The 19,380-nt window shown below is 42.6% G+C and carries 18 protein-coding genes; 3 read left to right on the forward strand and 15 right to left on the reverse strand.

Features of this window, described 5'->3' with window-relative positions:
• The first annotated feature begins 14 nt into the window (after window positions 1–14).
• From LA303_RS06260 to LA303_RS06270, 3 genes are read left to right on the forward strand one after another with little or no spacing between them, the layout of a single operon-like run.
• Window positions 15–1,043: a DHH family phosphoesterase gene (locus tag LA303_RS06260; protein ID WP_240527065.1), complete on the forward strand. Its 1,029-nt coding sequence runs from the start codon at window positions 15–17 to the stop codon at window positions 1,041–1,043.
• Window position 1,044: 1 nt separating this feature from the next.
• Entirely contained in the window at window positions 1,045–1,563 is a 519-nt protein-coding gene (locus LA303_RS06265; protein WP_240527066.1) for an FKBP-type peptidyl-prolyl cis-trans isomerase, read from the forward strand.
• Window positions 1,564–1,572: 9 nt separating this feature from the next.
• Window positions 1,573–2,481, forward strand: a complete 909-nt coding sequence (locus tag LA303_RS06270) for an FKBP-type peptidyl-prolyl cis-trans isomerase (protein ID WP_240527067.1) — start codon at window positions 1,573–1,575, stop codon at window positions 2,479–2,481.
• Window positions 2,482–2,567: 86 nt separating this feature from the next.
• Here LA303_RS06270 and LA303_RS06275 read toward each other — a convergent pair whose 3' ends face one another.
• The 15 genes from LA303_RS06275 to LA303_RS06345 form a co-directional block, all read right to left on the reverse strand.
• Window positions 2,568–2,969, reverse strand: coding sequence for a response regulator (locus tag LA303_RS06275; RefSeq protein ID WP_240527068.1), 402 nt, complete (start codon window positions 2,967–2,969; stop codon window positions 2,568–2,570).
• A 36-nt stretch (window positions 2,970–3,005) separates the two neighbouring features.
• Window positions 3,006–4,514, reverse strand: coding sequence for an ATP-binding response regulator (locus tag LA303_RS06280; protein ID WP_240527069.1), 1,509 nt, complete (start codon window positions 4,512–4,514; stop codon window positions 3,006–3,008).
• Complete coding sequence (locus LA303_RS06285; RefSeq protein WP_240527070.1) at window positions 4,511–5,338, reverse strand: class I SAM-dependent methyltransferase; 828 nt, start codon at window positions 5,336–5,338, stop codon at window positions 4,511–4,513. The genes LA303_RS06280 and LA303_RS06285 overlap by 4 nt, the downstream gene beginning before the upstream one ends.
• A gap of 4 nt (window positions 5,339–5,342) precedes the next feature.
• Window positions 5,343–7,010, reverse strand: coding sequence for a right-handed parallel beta-helix repeat-containing protein (locus LA303_RS06290; RefSeq protein WP_240527071.1), 1,668 nt, complete (start codon window positions 7,008–7,010; stop codon window positions 5,343–5,345).
• Window positions 7,011–7,016: 6 nt separating this feature from the next.
• Entirely contained in the window at window positions 7,017–8,201 is a 1,185-nt protein-coding gene (locus tag LA303_RS06295; RefSeq protein ID WP_240527072.1) for a glycosyltransferase family 2 protein, read from the reverse strand.
• A gap of 4 nt (window positions 8,202–8,205) precedes the next feature.
• A complete protein-coding gene (locus tag LA303_RS06300; RefSeq protein WP_240527073.1) occupies window positions 8,206–9,009 on the reverse strand; it encodes an FkbM family methyltransferase in 804 nt (267 codons plus the stop codon).
• An 88-nt stretch (window positions 9,010–9,097) separates the two neighbouring features.
• On the reverse strand, window positions 9,098–9,718 hold the full coding sequence (locus LA303_RS06305; RefSeq protein WP_240527074.1) for an acyltransferase: 621 nt from the start codon (window positions 9,716–9,718) through the stop codon (window positions 9,098–9,100).
• 1 nt (window position 9,719) lies between these two features.
• Window positions 9,720–10,928, reverse strand: coding sequence for a glycosyltransferase (locus tag LA303_RS06310; RefSeq protein ID WP_240527075.1), 1,209 nt, complete (start codon window positions 10,926–10,928; stop codon window positions 9,720–9,722).
• Between the two features lie 11 nt (window positions 10,929–10,939).
• A complete protein-coding gene (locus LA303_RS06315) occupies window positions 10,940–12,091 on the reverse strand; it encodes a glycosyltransferase family 4 protein (RefSeq protein ID WP_240527076.1) in 1,152 nt (383 codons plus the stop codon).
• A complete protein-coding gene (locus LA303_RS06320) occupies window positions 12,088–13,308 on the reverse strand; it encodes a glycosyltransferase (protein WP_240527077.1) in 1,221 nt (406 codons plus the stop codon). Before LA303_RS06320 ends, LA303_RS06315 begins: the two co-directional genes overlap by 4 nt.
• On the reverse strand, window positions 13,305–14,234 hold the full coding sequence (locus LA303_RS06325) for a glycosyltransferase family 2 protein (protein ID WP_240527078.1): 930 nt from the start codon (window positions 14,232–14,234) through the stop codon (window positions 13,305–13,307). Before LA303_RS06325 ends, LA303_RS06320 begins: the two co-directional genes overlap by 4 nt.
• A gap of 4 nt (window positions 14,235–14,238) precedes the next feature.
• The gene (locus LA303_RS06330) at window positions 14,239–15,462 is read right to left on the reverse strand and encodes a glycosyltransferase (RefSeq protein WP_240527079.1); all 1,224 of its coding nucleotides are present in this window, start codon (window positions 15,460–15,462) and stop codon (window positions 14,239–14,241) included.
• Between the two features lie 3 nt (window positions 15,463–15,465).
• On the reverse strand, window positions 15,466–16,410 hold the full coding sequence (locus tag LA303_RS06335; protein ID WP_240527080.1) for a glycosyltransferase family 2 protein: 945 nt from the start codon (window positions 16,408–16,410) through the stop codon (window positions 15,466–15,468).
• A 3-nt stretch (window positions 16,411–16,413) separates the two neighbouring features.
• Window positions 16,414–17,907 carry an O-antigen ligase family protein gene (locus LA303_RS06340; protein ID WP_240527081.1) on the reverse strand — a complete coding sequence of 498 codons (1,494 nt, stop codon included), beginning with the start codon at window positions 17,905–17,907 and terminating at the stop codon, window positions 16,414–16,416.
• 43 nt (window positions 17,908–17,950) lie between these two features.
• On the reverse strand, window positions 17,951–19,378 hold the full coding sequence (locus tag LA303_RS06345; protein ID WP_240527082.1) for a lipopolysaccharide biosynthesis protein: 1,428 nt from the start codon (window positions 19,376–19,378) through the stop codon (window positions 17,951–17,953).
• Window positions 19,379–19,380: the final 2 nt, after the last annotated feature.

A 19,380-nucleotide genomic window follows, 5' to 3' on the forward strand; every position in this document is an offset into this window, starting at 1 on the left:
TTTGAAAAAAATATATGTTTGATTCCCACGAGATAGAGGCAGTAAAACAACTGTTGACCAATCCCCGAAAAGTCGTTTTGGCTTCCCATAAAAATCCGGATGGAGATACCATTGGTGCTGCATTGGCTATGATGCATTATTTGCGCCAGAAAGGTCATGAAGTTATTCCGTTGGTTCCCAATGATTATCCTGCTTATTACCGTTGGCTTCCGGGCGCAGAAGATTTTATTGTTTTCGACCGGGACGTGAAAAAATTAAGGGCTGCCCTTGCCGATGCAGAAGTGCTCTTTTGTCTTGATTTTAACAGCCTTGACCGTACAGGGAACATGGCGCCTGATTTAGAAAAATTTTCAGGAAAAAAAGTTGTTATCGACCACCATCTGGAACCTTCGGATGAGTTTGATCATTATTTCTCGGTGACGGATGTTTCTTCTGCCGGGGAATTGGTGTATGAATTTATTGTTGCTATGGATGATGCCGACCGGATAGATAAAAATATTGCGTTGGCTTTGTACACTTGTATCATGACCGATACCGGTTCGTTCAGTTATAACTGTAACCATCCGCGTACGTATCATATTGTGGCCGATTTGATTGAGCGTGGGGTAGATGCGGCTTTGGTCCATAAACTGGTTTATGATACTTTTACCGAAAACCGTTTGCGTTTGTTGGGATATGCATTGAGTAACCGTTTATTGGTTTGGAAAGATTTGCATACCGCAGTAATTTATCTTACCAAAGAAGATTTGAAAAGGTATGATTATCAGGTAGGAGATACCGAAGGGCTGGTCAATTACGGCCTTTCCATGCAGGATATTAATCTTGCGGTGTTATTGACCGAAAAGGATAATCAGATCCGGATGTCGTTTCGTTCAAAAGGTGATTTCTCGGTGAACCGGCTGGCACGTGATTTTTTTGCCGGTGGAGGACATAAAAATGCTTCCGGCGGAACTTCCCGCATCGGAATGCAAAATACGTTGGATAAGCTGAAAGAAGTTTTGCAGTATTTTAAAGATGAACTGGATTATACGCTGACGTTGTAAAATGAAAAATCGTTTCCCCATATTGATTTTGGCTTTGCTGTTGCTGGGATTGTCGGGTTGTATGAACGATGCGGGGCAACAAAATAAAAAACAACGTAAACCATTAACACAGAAAGAACTAATTGATTTAAACCGGCGGTTAATGCGGAATGAAAAAAAGCAGATCAATGCATTTATTCGTTCGCATCACTGGAAAATGAAAGAAACGGGTACCGGTTTGCGGTATGTTATTCTCCGGCACGGAAAAGGAGAAAAAGCCCGGACCGGGGAATGGGTTACTCTTCGGTATTCGGTGCAACTTTTTGATGGTGAAGAAGTTTATTCGGGTGTAAAAACATTTAAGATCGGATTTGGTAATGTGGAAAGTGGTCTGGAAGAAGGAATTCTTTTGTTAAAACAGGGAGATGTTGCCAGATTTATTTTACCTTCGCACCTTGCATATGGTTTGTCGGGTGATGGAAATAAAATTCCACCCCATGTGCCGATAATCTATCATGTTGAAGTATTGAAACTTAAATAAATAATGAAAATGAGAAAAATTTTTTTGCTGGCCTTTGCAGGCCTTATTGCCGGCTTTTTTATGACTTCCTGTAGTCCCTCAAAAGAGTCAAAACATCCGGGATTTCAAAAGACCAAAACCGGGTTGTATTATAAGTTTTACAAGAAAAGCAAAGATACCACACGACCGCATGTTGCTGAATATGCTGTTTTGGAAATGATTTACGGAAATCCGGATACAGTAATTTTCGACAGCCGGAATCTTCCGAAAGCTCAACGCCCAATGAAAATTCCGGTCATCCGGTCGATTTACAAAGGAGATATTTATGAAGGCATCAAAATGATGCATGTGGGCGACAGTGCTGTGTTCTGGTGTAATGCCGATTCGGTTTTCAAGAAATTGTTCCGGATGCCGAAGTTCCCCAAATTCATTGACTCTACCAAAGACATCTATTTTGCCATTAAACTGTTGGCAGTGAAAACACCACAGCAGTTGCAGGCAGAAGAGAGTGCCCGGATGATTAAAAAAGAAAATGAAGAAGCCAAAGCACGTGAAGAATATCTGAAAAAACACCACATTACGGTAAAACCTACGGCAGATGGCCTTTACTTTATTCCGGAAAAACCGGGAAAAGGTCCGCACCCGAAAGTCGGTGACCGTGTTTTCGTGCATTATACCGGATATTTGCTGAACGGACAAAAATTTGACAGCTCTTACGACCGGGGAAAACCGTTTGATTTTATTCTTGGCAAACGTCAGGTTATTCCCGGATGGGATGAAGGAATTGCTAAGTTGCGTAAAGGAGGATCTGCTAAACTGATTATTCCTTCGTCCTTGGCTTATGGTCCTGGCGGTAGAGGCCCTATTCCGCCTTTTGCCACATTGGTATTTGATGTGAAATTGGTGAATATTCAACCTGGACCAAAACCGAAGAAATAATTTCTGCTCTGTTTTGAGCTGAAAACTTTATCTATAAAAAAACGTCCTGAATTTTTCAGGACGTTTTTTTTATGTGTAGATCTTGGTTATTTATCCGGGAAATATTTTTTAATCACTTCAATAAGTTCCTGTGGCCGGTAAGGCTTTGTCAGATAGTCGTCCATGCCGGCAGCAAGACAGTTTTCTTTGTCATGCTCAAAAGCAAAAGCGGTAATTGCAATGATGGGAATCGGATGAGCTGTTTCCATCTGCTTTTCGTATTTGCGGATTTCCCGGGTAGCTTCCAACCCGTTCATTATCGGCATCTGAATATCCATCAGGATAAGGTCATAGTCGTTTTCCAGAAACTTTTCTACTCCTGCTTTCCCGTCGGTTACCCAGTCTAATTCATAATTTAATCTTTTTAAAATGGCCGATGCAAATTTGGCATTCAGGTCGTTGTCTTCAACAACCAGCACTTTTAACCGATCTTGAAAAGATTTAGACATTTTTTCTGGCTTTTTGAAAGAACGAAGATAGAAAAATTATGCAGATAACAAGCTGTTTATGACAGAAATTAAATCGTTTTTTCGAAAAGGCTTCTGCAGATATTCGGAAAAACCGGCTTGTAATGCTTTTTCACGGGATTGTTTATCCGTATCGGCCGAAAGGGCCAAAACCGGTATCTTTCCTAAAACAGCAAACTGTTTTTTCAGCTCTTGCCAAAATGCCGGCCCCTGGTTTTTTCCGGAGAAATCCATGTCAAGAATCAGCAAATCAATGGGTTCTTCCTGTTTTATAATTTGAGCAATCCATTCTTGTGGAGAATACATGTTATCATAAAGGGTAACGTTGGTTTCGGATAAGATCTTTTTAATGAGCATGCTTTCCAGCTTGTCTTCATCCATGATGAGAATATGTTTTCCTTTCGGAGAAAGTGAGGATGATGGGGCAGGAGAGTTGGGGCGAATTCTTTTTTTCTTTTCTGATTCTGCTTTCTGCGGGGTAAATTTTTTGAACGGGAAATAGACGGTGACAGTGGTTCCGACAGCCTTTTCCGATTCTATTTCGATACGCCCTCCCATAATCCGGAGCATATTTTTTACCAAAGGTAATCCCAACCCGGCTCCCTGAAATGTATTTTTACTGTACCCCAGGGTTTGTTGCCTGAACGGCTCAAAGATATCCGGAAGGAAAGCTTTGTCAATACCGATACCGGTATCTTTTACACGCCAAACAATTTCGTTGTTTTGAAAAGTATGCGAAATTTTAATAAATCCTTTTTCTGTGTAGCGTATGGCATTGTCGATCAGATTGGTCAGAATATGTTGTACGGCTTGATTATCTGCCGAAAAAACAGGCGTTTTCGCTTCCTGATAAACCAATTGGAGGCCTTTTATTTCAGCCATTGGTGTGAATTTATCAATCAGTTTCCTGGTGATTTCACCAATATCGCAGGCCGATTCATTAAGCTGGAAACTGTTTGATTCAATTTTGCTGATATCAATGATGTTGTTCAGCAAGTGGAGAAGAGCTTCCCCGCTTTTCTTGATATTTTCGTTGTATTCAAAAAGTTCGGTATCTTCTGACAGGGCAAATTCGTTTCCCATCAAGGTGGAAAATCCCAGAATATCATTCAGGTTGGTACGCAGTGTATTGCTGATACGGGTCATGAGCAAAGCATTTCGTTGGCCCGATAATTTTCCGGTTTCCAGGGTTTTCTCCATGGATTTCAGGTTCTCAATGAGTTGGTTTCGCTCGTTTTCCATTTCTGTGATACGCCGGCGGATGGTGTCGTCACGGTTTTGGGTCAGCAAAGTGAGTTTTTGCTTCAAAACAGTATAGTCATTCTGGTACTTTCGCTTTTCGTTTTCTGCTTTTTTCTGTTTTTGATGTAAATAGTAGGTGACGAAAAGCAGAATAATTACCAGAACCAGCGAAAAAAGAATCCAGAAACGATTGCTCCGGACAAAATTTTCTGTGTTTTCCGCAGCAAAAACGGGGAATCCCGTAAGCAGGAAAAGGACAAAAAATAATGTCAAAATCTTTTTCATAGACGATTCTTTCTGTCGGGTTTTTCACACAAATAAAGGATTTCTTCCGGATTGAGTGCAAACTTTTTAAGTTTATCGGCAGCACGGAAATCTTTTGTCCAATGGATCTGACGAACGTAAAAACCGGTTTCTTTCAGCCGTTCCGGATAGTCTTTTCCATAAAGCCGGACATGATCAAACTGGCCGTAGTATTTTTCGCGATCGGCTTTTGAAGTAATGTCCGGGTCTTCAAAAGTTTTTTCTAATACAGGAGAAATGGGAACTTGTAAAATGGCTTTCCCGCCGGGTTTTAAAACCCGGAATATTTCCTGCATAGCCCGGCGATCATCCGGAATATGTTCCAAAACATGATTGCAGATGACCCAGTCAAATAGGTCTGATTCAAAATAAAGGTCCAGCAGATCAGCGGTTCCCACTTTGGTGTCGTAATAAAAACCTTCGGCATATTTGGTTACCGGATGGTAGTTCAGCTTTTTGGTTTTACTGAAGATCTTGTACAAAGCCGGTTCCGGTGCAATATGCAGGACGGTATTGGGCCGGTGAAAGAAATCGCTTTCGTATTTTAAATAGCTGTATATCAGCCGGTCGCGGTCGGTGCTTTGGCAGCGGGGACAGATGTCGTTTTCCCGCCTTCCGGCTCCGATGATTTGTTTTTCTTTAATCACAGGTAAGTCAAAACCGCCGGGAAGCATTCGGCGGAAATGATGCCCGCAGATTGGACAAGTGTACCGGTTTCCACGATAATATAATCCACGCAACCACAAATAAATTTCTTTTGCAAAATGTCCCGCTGCAGGGGGTATGTGTTGTTTTACTGAAGTCATGAATTTATTTTTGAATGATGAATGGAAAACTGCTGATTCCTTTTTGACTGAACAAAACCAGTTGATACAGTCCGGACTTTAATTTTCGTACAGAAAGAGTGGTCATCGTGTTTTGCATCGAAGTGCATTTGATCATTTTCTGCATTACTTGTTTTCCTGACATGTCAAGAATGACCAGCTTTGCGGTTTGTGTAAACGGTGTGCGTATCCACACATGCAGTTTCGTTTTTGTGGGCACAGGATAGGCTTTGTATATTTCGATGTCCGGTGCCGTGGAAGAAGAAATTCCTAAGGACGGATCATGACATTCATACGCGCCGATGTCAAAACCCGAGCCAAAGGGTCTGGACCGGTTGAGAATATCAAAAGTAATTCCTTCTTCTGTCAGGTTGGTTCCGGTATTTACTGCCGGAGAAGTCGGCTGTAAGTCGTAATTTCCGGCATCGGCATCCAGGAAAAGGGCTGCATCAATGGTGCTGTTCAGATAATTGGTGGTGGAAGTTACTCTTGCCGGATCCATATTCCCGATGTGGATGAAAGCCGTGTTTCCATCGGTAGCATACCTTCCGGGCTGGACAATGATATTGTTTTCTACCAAAACCTTCTGTAACTGGTCGTTGGAGAGGTAAATTCCATAGCTTTTCGGACTGACAATGGTGTTGTTGTAAAGACCGATAACGGCATCCGGTAACGTGATGACTTTTCCCAGATAAATACCGTGTTTCATGGCATTGGGATCGTCGGGAAGATAATATTGGCCGGCATTGACAATCAGGTTGTTAAAAACGTCAAAGTTGCCTTGTCCAAAAATGTCAATACCGTCACCTTTTCCGTTGGTAATTTTGTTGTTGTACGTTTTACAGATGCTTCCCCCGCCGATAAGGATTCCGGACATTTGGCTGGAAACCCCGGCCTGGGAATCAAAATTGATTTGATTGTCGTGGATGAAACAGCCCGAATCAGCCGAACTGACCTGAATGCCATCCCATCCGGTATTTTCCACAATGTTGTTGTAAATAGCCACTCCTTTTAATACGTGCGGATAAACCGTTGTGTCACAGCTTTCTAAATAAAGACCGGCATAATGCGAATTGCCGATGTATAATCCTTCTTCAGCTACATCGTGTACCCAATTGTCGTGAAAGGAAAAATTCCGCATGACAAACTTATCGCGGGTAGCGCCAAAATTGTCGCAAGTTGGATCTGTTTTGGCATAAACACCGCCAAGATAAGTATGGGAAATCTCCACATGCTCTACTTCAATATCGGTACTGTAATCATCGATACCCATTCCGGCTCCTCCGGAAACTTTTTGGATGCTGAATCCATACTGTATTTTGGGATCACCGGTGCCGGTGAATATAATATGTGAACATCCACCGATTTTAATACCCACAAAATGGTCGGTGTTAATGATTACCGCGCCGCCATAATTGATAAATACGATAGGCTTGTCGGCGGTTCCATGAAAATCTTTTAGTTGAATATAGTCCCAGTTGCCAGCTTGCAGACAAACCGTATCTCCGGGGCCGATGTCGTGAAAAGCAGAATTGTTCCAGTCAATATAAGGGGAAGTGTTGTCAATGACTTTTGAGCAGGACTGTCCCTGTGCCGGAAAGGTGATTCCGGTAAAAACAAGAAGCAGAGCCCAATATAGCCATCTTTGTTTCATCGGTTTTCACCCTCTTTTTGCCCGTTCCCAGTTTACGGTTTGCTGTCCTTTGAAATACCGGACAATTCCTGCATACACGGCATAATTCATAATGAGAAAATAATAGGGAACGTATAAGATTTTTACTTTTATCTTTTTGTTTTCCAGGTACCATCCCAGTAGTGCCATAACGTAGAAGAGAACCTCGGCGTAGAACAACAGGGTGTACAGATTGCTGAAGTTATCCAATCCGGCTTGCCAGGCTAAAATAAAGTTCAGAATGAAAATCAGGGGCAGCGCCAGCGGAGCCAGTGTCCAGCGCAATACCCGGTGTGAGATGTATTGAAAGCTCAGTACGCCGTATTTGAAAATGTTGAGTAGCGGTTTTAACCGGATGATACTTTGAATGCCTCCGGCGGCAATGCGGATTTTTCTTTTTAGTTCTTCTTTTACACTGGCCGACGGGTTTTCGATGGCGTAGGCTTCCGGATCATATTGAATAGTATATCCGTGCATGGCTACCCGTAGCGAGATAATAAAATCGTCGAGCAGGGTGTCTTTTTCCACCGGCTCAAAAAGTTCGGTTCGGATGGCAAACAGTTCGCCGGCAGCTCCTACTACCGAATAAAGTTCGGCATCCCATTTTTTTAATTTCGATTCATATTTCCAGTAAATTCCTTCGGTGGCTGCGGCTCCGTCTTTATCAAAGATGCGTTTTTCTCCGGAAACGCAACCTACTTTGGGGTCAGCAAACAGATTCACGATGCGGCGGATCGATTCTTTCCCCAGCATGGTATTTCCGTCAGAGAAAATTACAATGGGCGTTTTAACAAATTGCATTCCCCGGTTCATGGCGCCGATTTTTCCTCCCCGTTTTGGTTCGTGATAAACTTCTACTCCCTGATCTTTGTATTTTTTCAACAGATCGGGTGTGCCGTCATCGGAACCGTCGGTAACCCATACCTGACGTACTTTCTCCTTAGGATATTCCAGAGAAAAAGAATTGGCTACTTTAGCATCCACATAATCTTTTTCGTTGTAAGCGGCTACAAAAAGGGTGACCTCCGGCTCGTAGTTTTTCGGTATGTCGGATTTTTTTCTGCCGAAAATCCGTTTTAATTTCACCAGAATGAAAAGCAAAATGCCATAACCGAGGTAAGCATAAAAAACAATGAAAAGAAGAGCCCAGAATAAAATTTTTAGTGTAGTCATTGCATTAATTTTTTGGAGAAATTTTACGGGCGCCCATGTTGAGATCATCCACTTCAAGGATTTCAAAATCAGCAATATCGTTTAAAACAGTAGCTAATTTTTCCCGCCCGCTGTGTTTTGATTCCATCACCATGATAATGTTAGGATAGGTTTGAAGAAATTTTTTGGCGCCCAGCAACACTTTTTCTTCCATTCCTTCCACATCAATTTTAATGAAGATGGTTTCTTCTTTGTCAAACTGAATTTGATCCATCAGGTTGTCGAGCGGAACAATTTCTGATGTGATTTCTTTTTCGCGTTCGAGTACGGCATCGTCCGGATGAATGGATGCCAAATGCGAAGCTCCGGTATTTACAAGGTCAAAAGCAAATTCAGCCGTTCCTTGGTGGTCGCCCAGTGCCACGGGAAAAGCCTTTACCTTGTCTTCTAGATTATTAAGTATCAAATTGATACGTAGTGCGTCATAATTGCTTTTGATGGGCTCGAATGCGTAGCCATGCAATCCTTTTTGTGCCAATAAAATAGCGTATGTGCCAATGTTGGAACCAATATCTAAAAATCCCTGACACTGGGGCAGGTGCTTATAAACAAATTGTTTTACCCCCCACTCGTAAGCGTAGTTTGCAAACTGAAAATCCAAGGTTCCTTTTCGGGAAAGAAACATTCCCAGGCTACTGCGATAAATTTCTGTTCGTGAGGTGGTTTTATGAAAAAGAATATACTTAATGGAGGTGAAAATATAGTGGTATTCTCCCCATTTAATAAAGTCTTTAAAATAACTTAAAAATGTTTTTATCTTGTGCATCATTTCCTGCATTCACTTGGTAAAGTCGCCTACTTTGCCTGTTTAACAGGCTAAATTAAAAAAAACAGGAAACCATCTTTTAGTCTGGGCTTTATTTTTTTACCCGTTCCCAGGTTTTTGTCTCGTGATTATATTGTTTGAGCAGGCGTCCCGGATTACCTCCTACAATGCTGTATGGAGGAACATCTTTTACTACCACGCATCCGGCAGCTACAATAGAATGTTTTCCGATGGTGACGCCGGCAGTAACCACGGCATTGGCCCCAATCCATACTTCATCCTCCACAATAATGGGTTTGGTTTCCACTTTTTGCAGGCTGGGAGGTACATTTACATCTTCATACCCATGATTTAAACCGGACAAAACCACATTTTGGGCAAACATCACGTCATCGCCAATGGTTACCGGTCCGATCAATACATTGCCAATGCCGATCCGGGTACGTTCACCAATGATTACATCACCTACGCCGTTATTCACTGTGGCGAAGTCTTCAATGGTAGAATCTTTGCCGAGTACAAACTGATTAAAGGGCATGACATCCATGCGTGTACGTCGTCTGACCAATGATCCTCTTCCTTTTTTGTGTTTTAACGGATTGACAAACCATTTGACCCAAAGACGCGGGCGCGCCTGGTTTTTAGGCATCAGCATCCATAAGACCAGCTTTTTCAGCTTTTCATTGGATTTTATTTTTTCTTTGAGTCCCATTTTATTCCTGTTTTTTCAGATTTTCGATCATTTCAATTTTTTCATAAATGGCTTCTGCATTGGCATCCCAGGTGTGACTCCGGGCTACCTTTTCACGTTCAGCTTCTTTTTCAGGTGTATTTTCTTTTAACGCTTTTTCAATAAGCTCTACGTATTCTTCCTTGTTGTTAGCCAGATATACCCATTTTTCAAAAACCTCCATGGCTTTGGTACGGGTGGCAACCGTGGGTTTACCCATGGCCAGATATTCGTCGATTTTTCGCGGATAGTTGCCGATGGTTACTTCGTTGAGCTTTTGTGGGTTGAGCGCTACGTCAAATCCATACAGATAAGCCGGCAGTTCTTCCATTTTTTTACTGCCGAGAAAATGGACATTTTCAATTTGGTGTAATTCGCTGGCTTTGAAAGCGTCGTCTTCCGGACCAACCAGTACCAGCGACCAATCCGGGCGGCTTCGGGCGATGTGTACCAAAACGTCAATGTCCAGCCGCAGGGTGTAAAGTACGCCAATATATCCGATGATTGGCTTTTTGATGGGTTTCATATCCTCAGGAAGATCCTTAATCAGTTTATTGTCAAAAAGCGTAACATCGCAGCCTTGTCCTACATAATAAGAATGCGGATTGTATTGTCGTGCAATTTCGGCAAGGTAAGTGGAATTGGCTACCACCAGATCGGCTTTTTTCATCAGCGCCGGTTCAATGCGGGTTCCCTGGCGTTTCCAGTAATCAACGGCCAGCATATTGTCGCGTGTATAGTAAACGTATGTTTTGGCTCCAATGAGTTCTTTCAGGTAAAAACTACGGAACATGTCCGTATCATTGAAAACGATGATGTCTTTAAAGTTCAGCTTTTTGATCACCCGGTTCACTTCGTTGGCAAAACGTTTGTTGTTGATGCGGTTCAGTATATCAAATAACCAGTTTATAGGCAGCTGATTGATTGATTCCAGAATACAGCGCGGGTAAAAACTCCACATGTTGTCGTTTACCTGTTCAAAATCAGGAAGTTCCCCTTTGATGATCTTTTTGCGTTTTTGGATGATCGGGTCGTGCCGCTCACGCCAGAGCGTCAGGCGGTCCATGGGGTAATTGACATAAAGTACCCGGTTGTGCTTTGAAAAGACTTGTGCCAGATTGATGGCATTGCTTCCGATGCGGCTGTCGAGTGCCGCCAGTCCGACCATGACAATGTCTCTGTTTTTAATCATAAAGCAGGCGTTTAATGATGATTATTGTAAACGGTTTTGTACAGTTCCAGTACTTTTTGGGCCATGTTTTTCCATGAAAATTTGGCCGATTGCCGGAAACCTTTTTCAATGAGAGTATTCCGGTAATTTTCATCCTGTAATATTTTTTCGATACCGGCTGTGATTTCTTCGGGTTTAAACGGATCGATGATATGGGCAGCACCTCCGGAAACTTCCGGCATGGATGATGTATTGGAAGTGATGACAGGAGCTCCGCACCGCATGGCTTCAAGCATAGGAATTCCAAAGCTTTCGCGCAGCGAGGGATAGAGAAATATCTGACACAGATTGTAAATGGCCGGCAGGTCGGTATTTACCACATAACCTGTCAGGATGATTCTGTTTATCAGGTCTTTATCTCCGATTTCGGTAAGCAGCTTGTCCAATTCTGTTTTTTCGTAATCCAGCATGACGAGATACATATCATCGCCGGTTTTTTTCAGATAATCAGAGAAAGCTTTCAGTGTTCCTTTGGTGTTCTTTTTAGGATCGGTGTTTCCAAGAAAGAAGAGAAAGCGGTCGGGGAGGTGATAGCGTTCTTTTACCCGTTGTAGCTCTTTTTCATCGTCAATTTTTCTGAAATGTTCGCTCACCCCGTTATAAATGGCTACCAGCCGGTCATCATTTTCCGGAAATCCGAAAAACTCGCGGATACGGTTTTTTTCGAATTCGGAAACGGTGATGATCTTGTCACTTTTTTTCATAACCCGGGGCACCACAAACCGGCGGTACATATTTCCGAATTTTTGATAAGCGGTTCCCCCTTTTTTGAAAAGGCTGATGCTTTCCATGTAAATGATGTCGTGCAGGGTGATAATCAGCGGCATACCAGGATTAATCGGAGCGGTGTTGCTGGTGCAATGCAGCAGGTCACAGCCTTCGGCTTTGGCGGCTTTCGGGAGGGCAAACTGTTCCCATGTAGGGTAAGGACCTCCATTGAGTTCTACGAACTTGAAGTTTTTGGTTGGTTCAAAGATTTGGTTGTCTTCATCCGGTTTGATGAAGATGACATATTCATTTTCGTGGTCCAGTTTCTGTAATTCTTTGATCAGTTCCAGGGCCACCATGTCCATTCCGTGTTTTCGTTTCCGGTAAAGCCGTTGTCCTTCGATGCCTATTTTCATTTTTTCTTGTTTTTAGGGTAAAAATACGGATGTTTTATCTGAAAAGCATTGTATGTATGTTTGGTATGTAAAAATTCCTTGTTACTTCCTCTCAGGTGTAAGAACGAGAAAAACATTAACGCAATACCTGCCGGTAAACGCGTCAGTGCCCACAAGGTACGAAAATTATAAAAATAAGGCGGAATGGAAAGAAGAAAAACCAAAACGGCAGTGATGAACAAACCGAATACCGGATAAAAGGTAGCTGCCGGTGCAGCAAAGAAGTAGATTACGGTAAGAACAAAAAGTAAACTGATGAGCATAATCCGGGGTAAAAGGATGAACTGCAGGGCTTTGTTGAAAAAATCAATATTTCCGTGGAGAAAAAGATCGCGCAGAGCCGGTAAAAAACTTTTCCCAAAATAGTGGACCTGTGCCGAGAGCCATCGCCGCCGTTGCTTGGTAAATACCTTGGCATTGGGAACTTTTTCATCGTACACATAGGCATCGGGGAGATATTCAATTTTGTGTCGCTTTTGTAATAATCGTACTTCCAGCTCTTTATCAAATCCGCCAACCACTTCTACCTTTTTCATCATCTTTTTAAAATAAAGATAATCAAAAGCCATTGCTGATCCAATCAGGGCTGAAGAGAGCCGTAAAACCCGGTGCCCTTTTCTGAAAATATGGTTGTTCATCTCTTCGCTGACGGCATCAAGAATAGCAAACGGGGTGTCCAGATTTTTGGCTACCCGGTGTCCCTGAACTGCGAGATATCCATCACAAAAAGCAGCGTTGATACGGGTCAAAAAATCTTTGGCCATGATGTTGTCGGCATCTAACACCACGGCAATGTCATAGTCATCAGAAGTTTGTGCCAGAGCGGCATTCAATGCCCGCGATTTGGTACTGCATTCCAGTTTGACTTCTACCACCTGTACGTCGATGGCTTTTAGCTTTTGGATGGTTTCCGGTAAAAATCCGTCGGCAATAATGACAACATCATAATTCTCAGTGCCATAGTCTTGCCGGAGAGCCTCTTTGGCCACATCCAAAATGACGGCATCTTCGCGATATCCCGGAATGAGTACCTGGATTTTTCGTTTTTTACGGACTGCTTTCTGATCCCGTTTTAACGGGAATAGCCCGGAAACGGCAAAAATAAAAAGGTAGATATCTGTAAATGCCAGATATACAAAGAAAAACATTTCGGTAATATGCCATATTTTGAGCATCATAGCATGGGATTTTCGTGGATCTCTTTGGAAAATAAATGGGTAATATGCCAGCCAATGGCGCGGTAATAAGCTAAAAATAACCGGATTTTTCCTTTGACCAGATAACTGAAAGCATTTTTGGGAATTGCCACAAAGAGTTGATAAAGCAGCGCTTTAAAATAGGTTTTTCCCTGCAGGTTTCGCCGCATAAAAACAATACGGTTGCGGTTCAGGTAATAAATTTTCAGTGCACTCAGCCGCCCTGTCGAAACCGACTCTTTATGCAGTACATAAGTACTTCCCACATAGTAAATTTTATAACCGGCCCGCAAAATTCTTTCACACCAGTCGGCTTCTTCGTAATACAAAAAGAAAATATAAGACATCAGCCCGATTTCTTTTACCACACGCATGGGAACCATCATGGCGGCACCGTGGGCGTAAGCGGTTTCGCGGTCTTCGTTGTATTGGCCGCGGTCTTTTTCGCGATATCCAATGGCTGTATTACGCATGGTGATCCGGTCGATGGGTGTATAGCCGGCATACTGAATGGTATCGGGCTGGTAGTAAAATTTGATCCGTGGACTCACTGCTCCGATTTCCGGATGATTTTCCAATTTGGCTACCAAAGGTTCCAGAAAACCGGGCGGAACTTCAATGTCGTTATTCAGCAACATGATGTATTCGCCGCGGGCCCGCATTAAGCCGTAATTATTGCCGGCCGCAAAACCGTAGTTAATAGGGTTTTGGATAAATACAATGTTAGGGAAACGTTGTTTGATTATGGCCGGATCATCTTCGGTGGAATGATTATCCACAACAATGACTTCCAGATTCGGGTAAGTGGTTTTGTTGAGGGATTCGAGCAGGGCACAGGTTACCTCGGCCTGATTGTAATTGACCGTAATGATGGAAACAAGCGGATATCGTCTCAACTTTTCCACCATAAAATTAATTGTGTTTTATTTCGCCCGGATGGGAATGTTCAGTGTGCAGGAATTTTTCGGTTGCTCCTTTTACTTTAAGCAAACTGATAAACATCAGCACAAATCCTTTGGGTAGCGAAAGCAGGGCTGTGAGGGTTCGTTTGTTATAAAACTTACGTGGAATGGCAAACAGTAAAGCCAATGCGGTAGCCACAAACAACCCCAGCCACCAGTAAAATCCCGGAACAAAAAATTCATGAACCGAAATCGGTGTGAAAAAATAAATAATCCCATAAAAGGCACTGAGTAAAAATAAGATACCGCTTAAAAGAATACGCGGGGGCTGAACCATCTGCAATACTTTGTCGAAATAATCGAAATTGCCTTTGGTGATCAGAGCAATAAAACCATCCAGAAAATGGCTCCGGAAATAATCAAGCTGAGCCGCTATCCAGCGACGGCGTTGATTGACAAAGTTATTGGATTCCTGTGTTTTTTCGTCATAAATAATAGCGTCGTGGACGTATTCGATGGTGTGGTTGTTTTTAATGATCTTCAATTCCACTTCTTTGTCTTCACCCACCGAATCCACGGTGGCCATGGTACTTTTAAAAAGGGCATAATCCAATCCCATGCCCGATCCGATAAGGGCAGAAGAGATTCCCAAAACCCGGTGTCCTTTTCTGAAAATATGGTTGTTGATTTCCTCGCTCAGGGCATCGAGTATGGCAAAGTCTGCATTTAGATTTTTGGCTGTGCGGTGCCCCTGAACTGCATCAAAACCGCGGTCAAAAGCTGCATTGATTTTTTTCAACACATCTTTTTCCATAATGTTATCGGCATCCAGCACAAAAGCAATGTCATAATCATCACCGATAATTTCCATGCATTTGTTCAATGCTTTCGATTTTTTACTCACTTCAAAAACGACTTCTACCACACGAATAGGTAGCTGGCGCAAAGCATCAAGCGTTTCTTTTTTAAAAGTATCTGCAATGACAATGACCTCAAATTTATCTTTTGGATAATCCTGTAAAGTGGCTTGTCGGGCTACATCCACAATAACCGCATCTTCTTTGTATCCCGGAATTAAAACGGCAAATTTTCTGATTCGGGAAACTTTTTCTTTTTGTTTTTGCCGGTAAAATAATCCGGCAACCGAATAGACAAAAATGTATAACGTAGCGAAAAAAAGATAGGCGAACAGGATGTATTCTAGAATTGTGAGAATGGTCTTCAATGTATTCATAAGCTAAGTGTCATTTTTTATTTCTTTTAAAACGGGCAATCCGTAAATGTTTCTGTAGTGAGTCATATGCCACCACATGGCTTTAAAACTGGCCCGGGCCAAATCGGCTCTTTTTTGTACGATATAATGCAGGATTTGTTTCGGTACGGCCACAAGGTTCAGGTAGAGCATGCTGAGTAATTTTGTGAAACCGCGATTGTTGCGCCGGGCATACAGGAGCCTTCCCCGTGTCAGGTAGAAAATCTGAAAAGGACTTTCCTTAACGGTAGAGATGGATTCTTTATGTAAAACAAGGGATTTTCCCTGATAATAAATTTTGTATCCGGCTTTTTTCATGTGCTCGGCCCAGTCGTGTTCTTCATAATAAAGGAAGAAAACTTCTGTCATCATGCCCACTTTTCGGATGGCATCCATGGAAACCAGCATCGCTGCTCCGAAAATAGAACCGGTTTCACAGGTGATATCGTATTGTCCGTGGTCTTTTTCTCCAAATCCAATGGCAAAATTACGGATGGTAATGGGATGAATGGGAGTGAATCCGGCAAACTGAAATGTGTTGGGGGTATGGAAATAATGAATTTTAGGGCTGACCATGGCCACTTCCGGATTTTGTTCCAAAACGTCTACCAACGGTTCTAAAAATCCGGGCGGGACTTCCGTGTCGTTATTGATGAATAATACATATTTTCCCTTACAATAGGGGAGAGCTGCATTGTTTCCACCAGCAAATCCCAGATTTTTTTCCGTTTGTATAAAATGAATCTCCGGAAATTTTTCTTTGATGATTTCAGGATGATCGTTGGGTGAGGCATTATCGACTACAAAGACTTCGGTAGCCGGATAGGTAATTTTCCGGAAAGAATCCAGAAATTCACAAGTAACTGCGGACTGATTATAGTTTACAGTTACCACAGAAACCAGTGGCCGGATATTTTTTGTTTGTATCATGTTTTAATCTCTTGGTTCGAAAGACCAGGGAGAGATGCCTTGTCTTAGTCGTGCATTATATTCTCTTTCAAGCTGTTGTGCGGAGAATAAGAAGACCCAGCTCAGGTATAATAACACACCGGTAGGCATCTGTCCGAGCACACCATTCCCATAGGCTGCCCCGATGATGCCGAGGTAGCCTCCAAGCAACGCCCCCAGAACATTTCCCAACTCCTTATTTTTCACCCTCGCCATGATCAGGTAGAAACTCTTGAAAACAATGTACATCAGAATAAACAGGTGAAGAATCAGACCAACTCGTCCCTGTTCAGCCCAGATTTGTACGTACCAACTATCGGTAGCCACATTGGCCAGAAAACCCTGGGGCGAGAAACGTTGTCCCCAGTTACCGGCTGATCCGATACCACCACCGAAAGGTTTGTCGGCAAGATAGGCTTTTAAGATTTGCCGGTTTTTTAACCGTACCTGGTACGAAGCATCCTTTTCGGGGTGAAAAGCCGTACGCATTCGGGCAATGGTATAGTTACTGTCTCCGATGTAGGTGTAGGCAAAAAAGACATAAATCAATGCCAGCAGTACGCCACCGGTGATGATCACTTTTATTCTTTTTGAAAGGATGACAAAAGTAATTCCACCCAGGGCAGGGACAATCATGGCGCCCCGTGTTCCGGAAATCATCATGCCCCAGAACGACATGATAGAGACGAACCAGAAAAAGAATTTGTTTTTCCAGCCTTTCAGGGCAGCGGCAATACCGGCAAAAACAATTCCGGCGGCTCCCTGTGCGGCTCCAAACTGACCGGCATCACTAAAAAACGAAAAAATACGCAGTTTTCCGTTAATGATGTGGGTAATGGCTCCTACGGTATCCAGCCAATATTGTTCGGCATAGTCCAGTCCGATATATTTTTGTTGTAATCCTTTTAGTGTAGCCAGTAATGAAAAAACAGCCCAGAAAATCAGAAATCCGTACAGGTGTCGCAACCGGTTGAAAATAAGCAGCCCGAGAGGGACAAGTAACAACGGATAAAGCGAAACCCCCCGCATGGCATAGAACCAGGCTGTACGGCTAAGTGCTTGCGGGTTAAAGAACTCCAAGACGGAATACGCAAACCAGATCAATAAAAGGTAAACAATATCGCGATTCAGCAGGCTGAAATCAATTTTATCAAAGAAGTTCCGGAAAAAAACGGCAATAATGGTCAATACCATCAGGGCATCAATACTCAGTCCCAGCGGGACACCCCGGATATAACGCGTTAAGCCGATGGCCACAAAGGCCATGAAAATAATGGAATAAATACCCAATATGGGATGAACAAAAAGCCGGTTCAGATAAACGATCATGGGAACGAGAATAATGAACGCAATGGCCACTTTCATCCCGCCTTTGCCAATGATAAATCCCAGTATGATAGTGGCAATAAAAATGCTTGCCAACACCAACGGATGTTGTAATTTGGCTGCTCCCGTTTTATCTCTTAGCGATTCCAGCATATCGAAAATGAAAAGTTAAAAGTATAAAATTTTGCCTAACAATTTATCTCCTTTTCCTAAAGATACTTTCGCTAAAAAATAAAATTCCTCCCTGCAATACTTTTCTTAGGTGAATATCAAAACTTTTGTTCAAATAGTGGTATCCCACAAAAATGCCAATCAGTGTAAAAGAGATGGTTACAAAGGCAACGCCTTCAAGTGTGGTAATCATGGTGAAATGACGGGTGACCGAAACAATCTGGTGCAGACTCTGTACCGGAAGAGCAAAAAGTGTGATCAAACTGGTGGCCATAACAACGTAATAAAAGGCAAAAACTACCAACGTGTCGCCGATAATATTGGCCACGGCCATATAAACGACTTTTAAAAAGTTGTAACGGGGCATATTTACACTGTCAAGGGCTACTCCGATAAAACGGTCAAGAGGCAATAAAAGTCCGTAAATAGTAAAAATGCGGAAAACGCCGGTGGTTGATTCGTAACCCGGTCCTCCTAAAATATATACGAAGTCTTTGGCAAAAATGAATGAGATGAGCATGACCGGAACCATTAACAGGGTCATGCCTCCCGCATTGGTGTAAAAAATATGTTTAACCAGGTCTTTGTTTCCTTCGATACTGGCTTTTGACATGCCCGGAAAAGCGGTCATGGCAAAGCTGCGTAACGGAATTTCAATGATCTCGGTTAGCTTTAACGGAATGCTGTAAAGGGCTACTCCGGCTGTTCCTAAAAAGGGACTGAGACCAATAATAAAGGTATCGGCACTTTTCAACAAATTACTTCCAATGAGTGTTCCCGTGGAATATTTACCAAAATTCAGGATTTTTTTGTTGGTTTCCCGGGTGGCCTGCATAATAAACCGGAAACCATCCCAGTTGGGGATGATGGCTACCAGTGAAGTGAGCACATTGATGATCAGGTAAGCGTAAACAATGGTAGTTAAACTAACGTGCAAAAAGAAATAATTGACCAGCAAAAAGAACATAAACAATCCCACATTGATAATGCGCAATATCAGCATATAATCAAAACGCATTTTGGCTTGCAAAACCGACTGGGCATTGTTAAAAGGCAGGTTGATAAAGGCAAGGATGGGAAACCATTTAAAGAACAGGGCAAATCCTGACTGGGTAACGGCATCATAAAAATAGTAACGTACGCCTAAAACGATCAGAACAATAATAAAGGTAGAGAAGAAATTGATCACCCAGTTTGAACCGATCAGCTGGCGGGCTTCTTTTTCTTCGGCTCCCGCTAAAAACCGGACGATAGCTGTTCGGGTAATCCCGAAACGTAACATATCCAAAAAGTTAGCGGTGGTAATCAGCAGTACCCATTCCCCAAATTCGTTGGTCGAAAGACTTCGTACCAGCAGTAAAAAACCGAAAAAGCCAAAAACGGCTACCAGCCCGTTGTTTGCGAGCGACAGGAAATTTTTATTCTTGAGTATTTTGGCCAGAGCATTACTCACCT

Origin of the sequence: Candidatus Sulfidibacterium hydrothermale, from assembly GCF_020149915.1 — a bacterium.
GTDB classification, from domain to species: domain Bacteria; phylum Bacteroidota; class Bacteroidia; order Bacteroidales; family F082; genus Sulfidibacterium; species Sulfidibacterium hydrothermale.

Excerpts from the sequence above, each read along its gene's own strand:
- LA303_RS06325 (WP_240527078.1), bottom strand. The coding sequence starts at position 14,234 with ATGGTGGAAAAGTTGAGACGATATCCGCTTGTTTCCATCATTACGGTC.
- LA303_RS06285 (WP_240527070.1), bottom strand. The coding sequence starts at position 5,338 with ATGACTTCAGTAAAACAACACATACCCCCTGCAGCGGGACATTTTGCA.
- LA303_RS06260 (WP_240527065.1), top strand. The coding sequence starts at position 15 with ATGTTTGATTCCCACGAGATAGAGGCAGTAAAACAACTGTTGACCAAT.
- LA303_RS06300 (WP_240527073.1), bottom strand. The coding sequence starts at position 9,009 with ATGATGCACAAGATAAAAACATTTTTAAGTTATTTTAAAGACTTTATT.
- LA303_RS06290 (WP_240527071.1), bottom strand. The coding sequence starts at position 7,010 with ATGAAACAAAGATGGCTATATTGGGCTCTGCTTCTTGTTTTTACCGGA.
- LA303_RS06280 (WP_240527069.1), bottom strand. The coding sequence starts at position 4,514 with ATGAAAAAGATTTTGACATTATTTTTTGTCCTTTTCCTGCTTACGGGA.
- LA303_RS06335 (WP_240527080.1), bottom strand. The coding sequence starts at position 16,410 with ATGATACAAACAAAAAATATCCGGCCACTGGTTTCTGTGGTAACTGTA.
- LA303_RS06340 (WP_240527081.1), bottom strand. The coding sequence starts at position 17,907 with ATGCTGGAATCGCTAAGAGATAAAACGGGAGCAGCCAAATTACAACAT.
- LA303_RS06320 (WP_240527077.1), bottom strand. The coding sequence starts at position 13,308 with ATGATGCTCAAAATATGGCATATTACCGAAATGTTTTTCTTTGTATAT.
- LA303_RS06270 (WP_240527067.1), top strand. The coding sequence starts at position 1,573 with ATGAGAAAAATTTTTTTGCTGGCCTTTGCAGGCCTTATTGCCGGCTTT.
- LA303_RS06265 (WP_240527066.1), top strand. The coding sequence starts at position 1,045 with ATGAAAAATCGTTTCCCCATATTGATTTTGGCTTTGCTGTTGCTGGGA.
- LA303_RS06310 (WP_240527075.1), bottom strand. The coding sequence starts at position 10,928 with ATGATTAAAAACAGAGACATTGTCATGGTCGGACTGGCGGCACTCGAC.
- LA303_RS06315 (WP_240527076.1), bottom strand. The coding sequence starts at position 12,091 with ATGAAAATAGGCATCGAAGGACAACGGCTTTACCGGAAACGAAAACAC.
- LA303_RS06275 (WP_240527068.1), bottom strand. The coding sequence starts at position 2,969 with ATGTCTAAATCTTTTCAAGATCGGTTAAAAGTGCTGGTTGTTGAAGAC.
- LA303_RS06295 (WP_240527072.1), bottom strand. The coding sequence starts at position 8,201 with ATGACTACACTAAAAATTTTATTCTGGGCTCTTCTTTTCATTGTTTTT.
- LA303_RS06305 (WP_240527074.1), bottom strand. The coding sequence starts at position 9,718 with ATGGGACTCAAAGAAAAAATAAAATCCAATGAAAAGCTGAAAAAGCTG.
- LA303_RS06330 (WP_240527079.1), bottom strand. The coding sequence starts at position 15,462 with ATGAATACATTGAAGACCATTCTCACAATTCTAGAATACATCCTGTTC.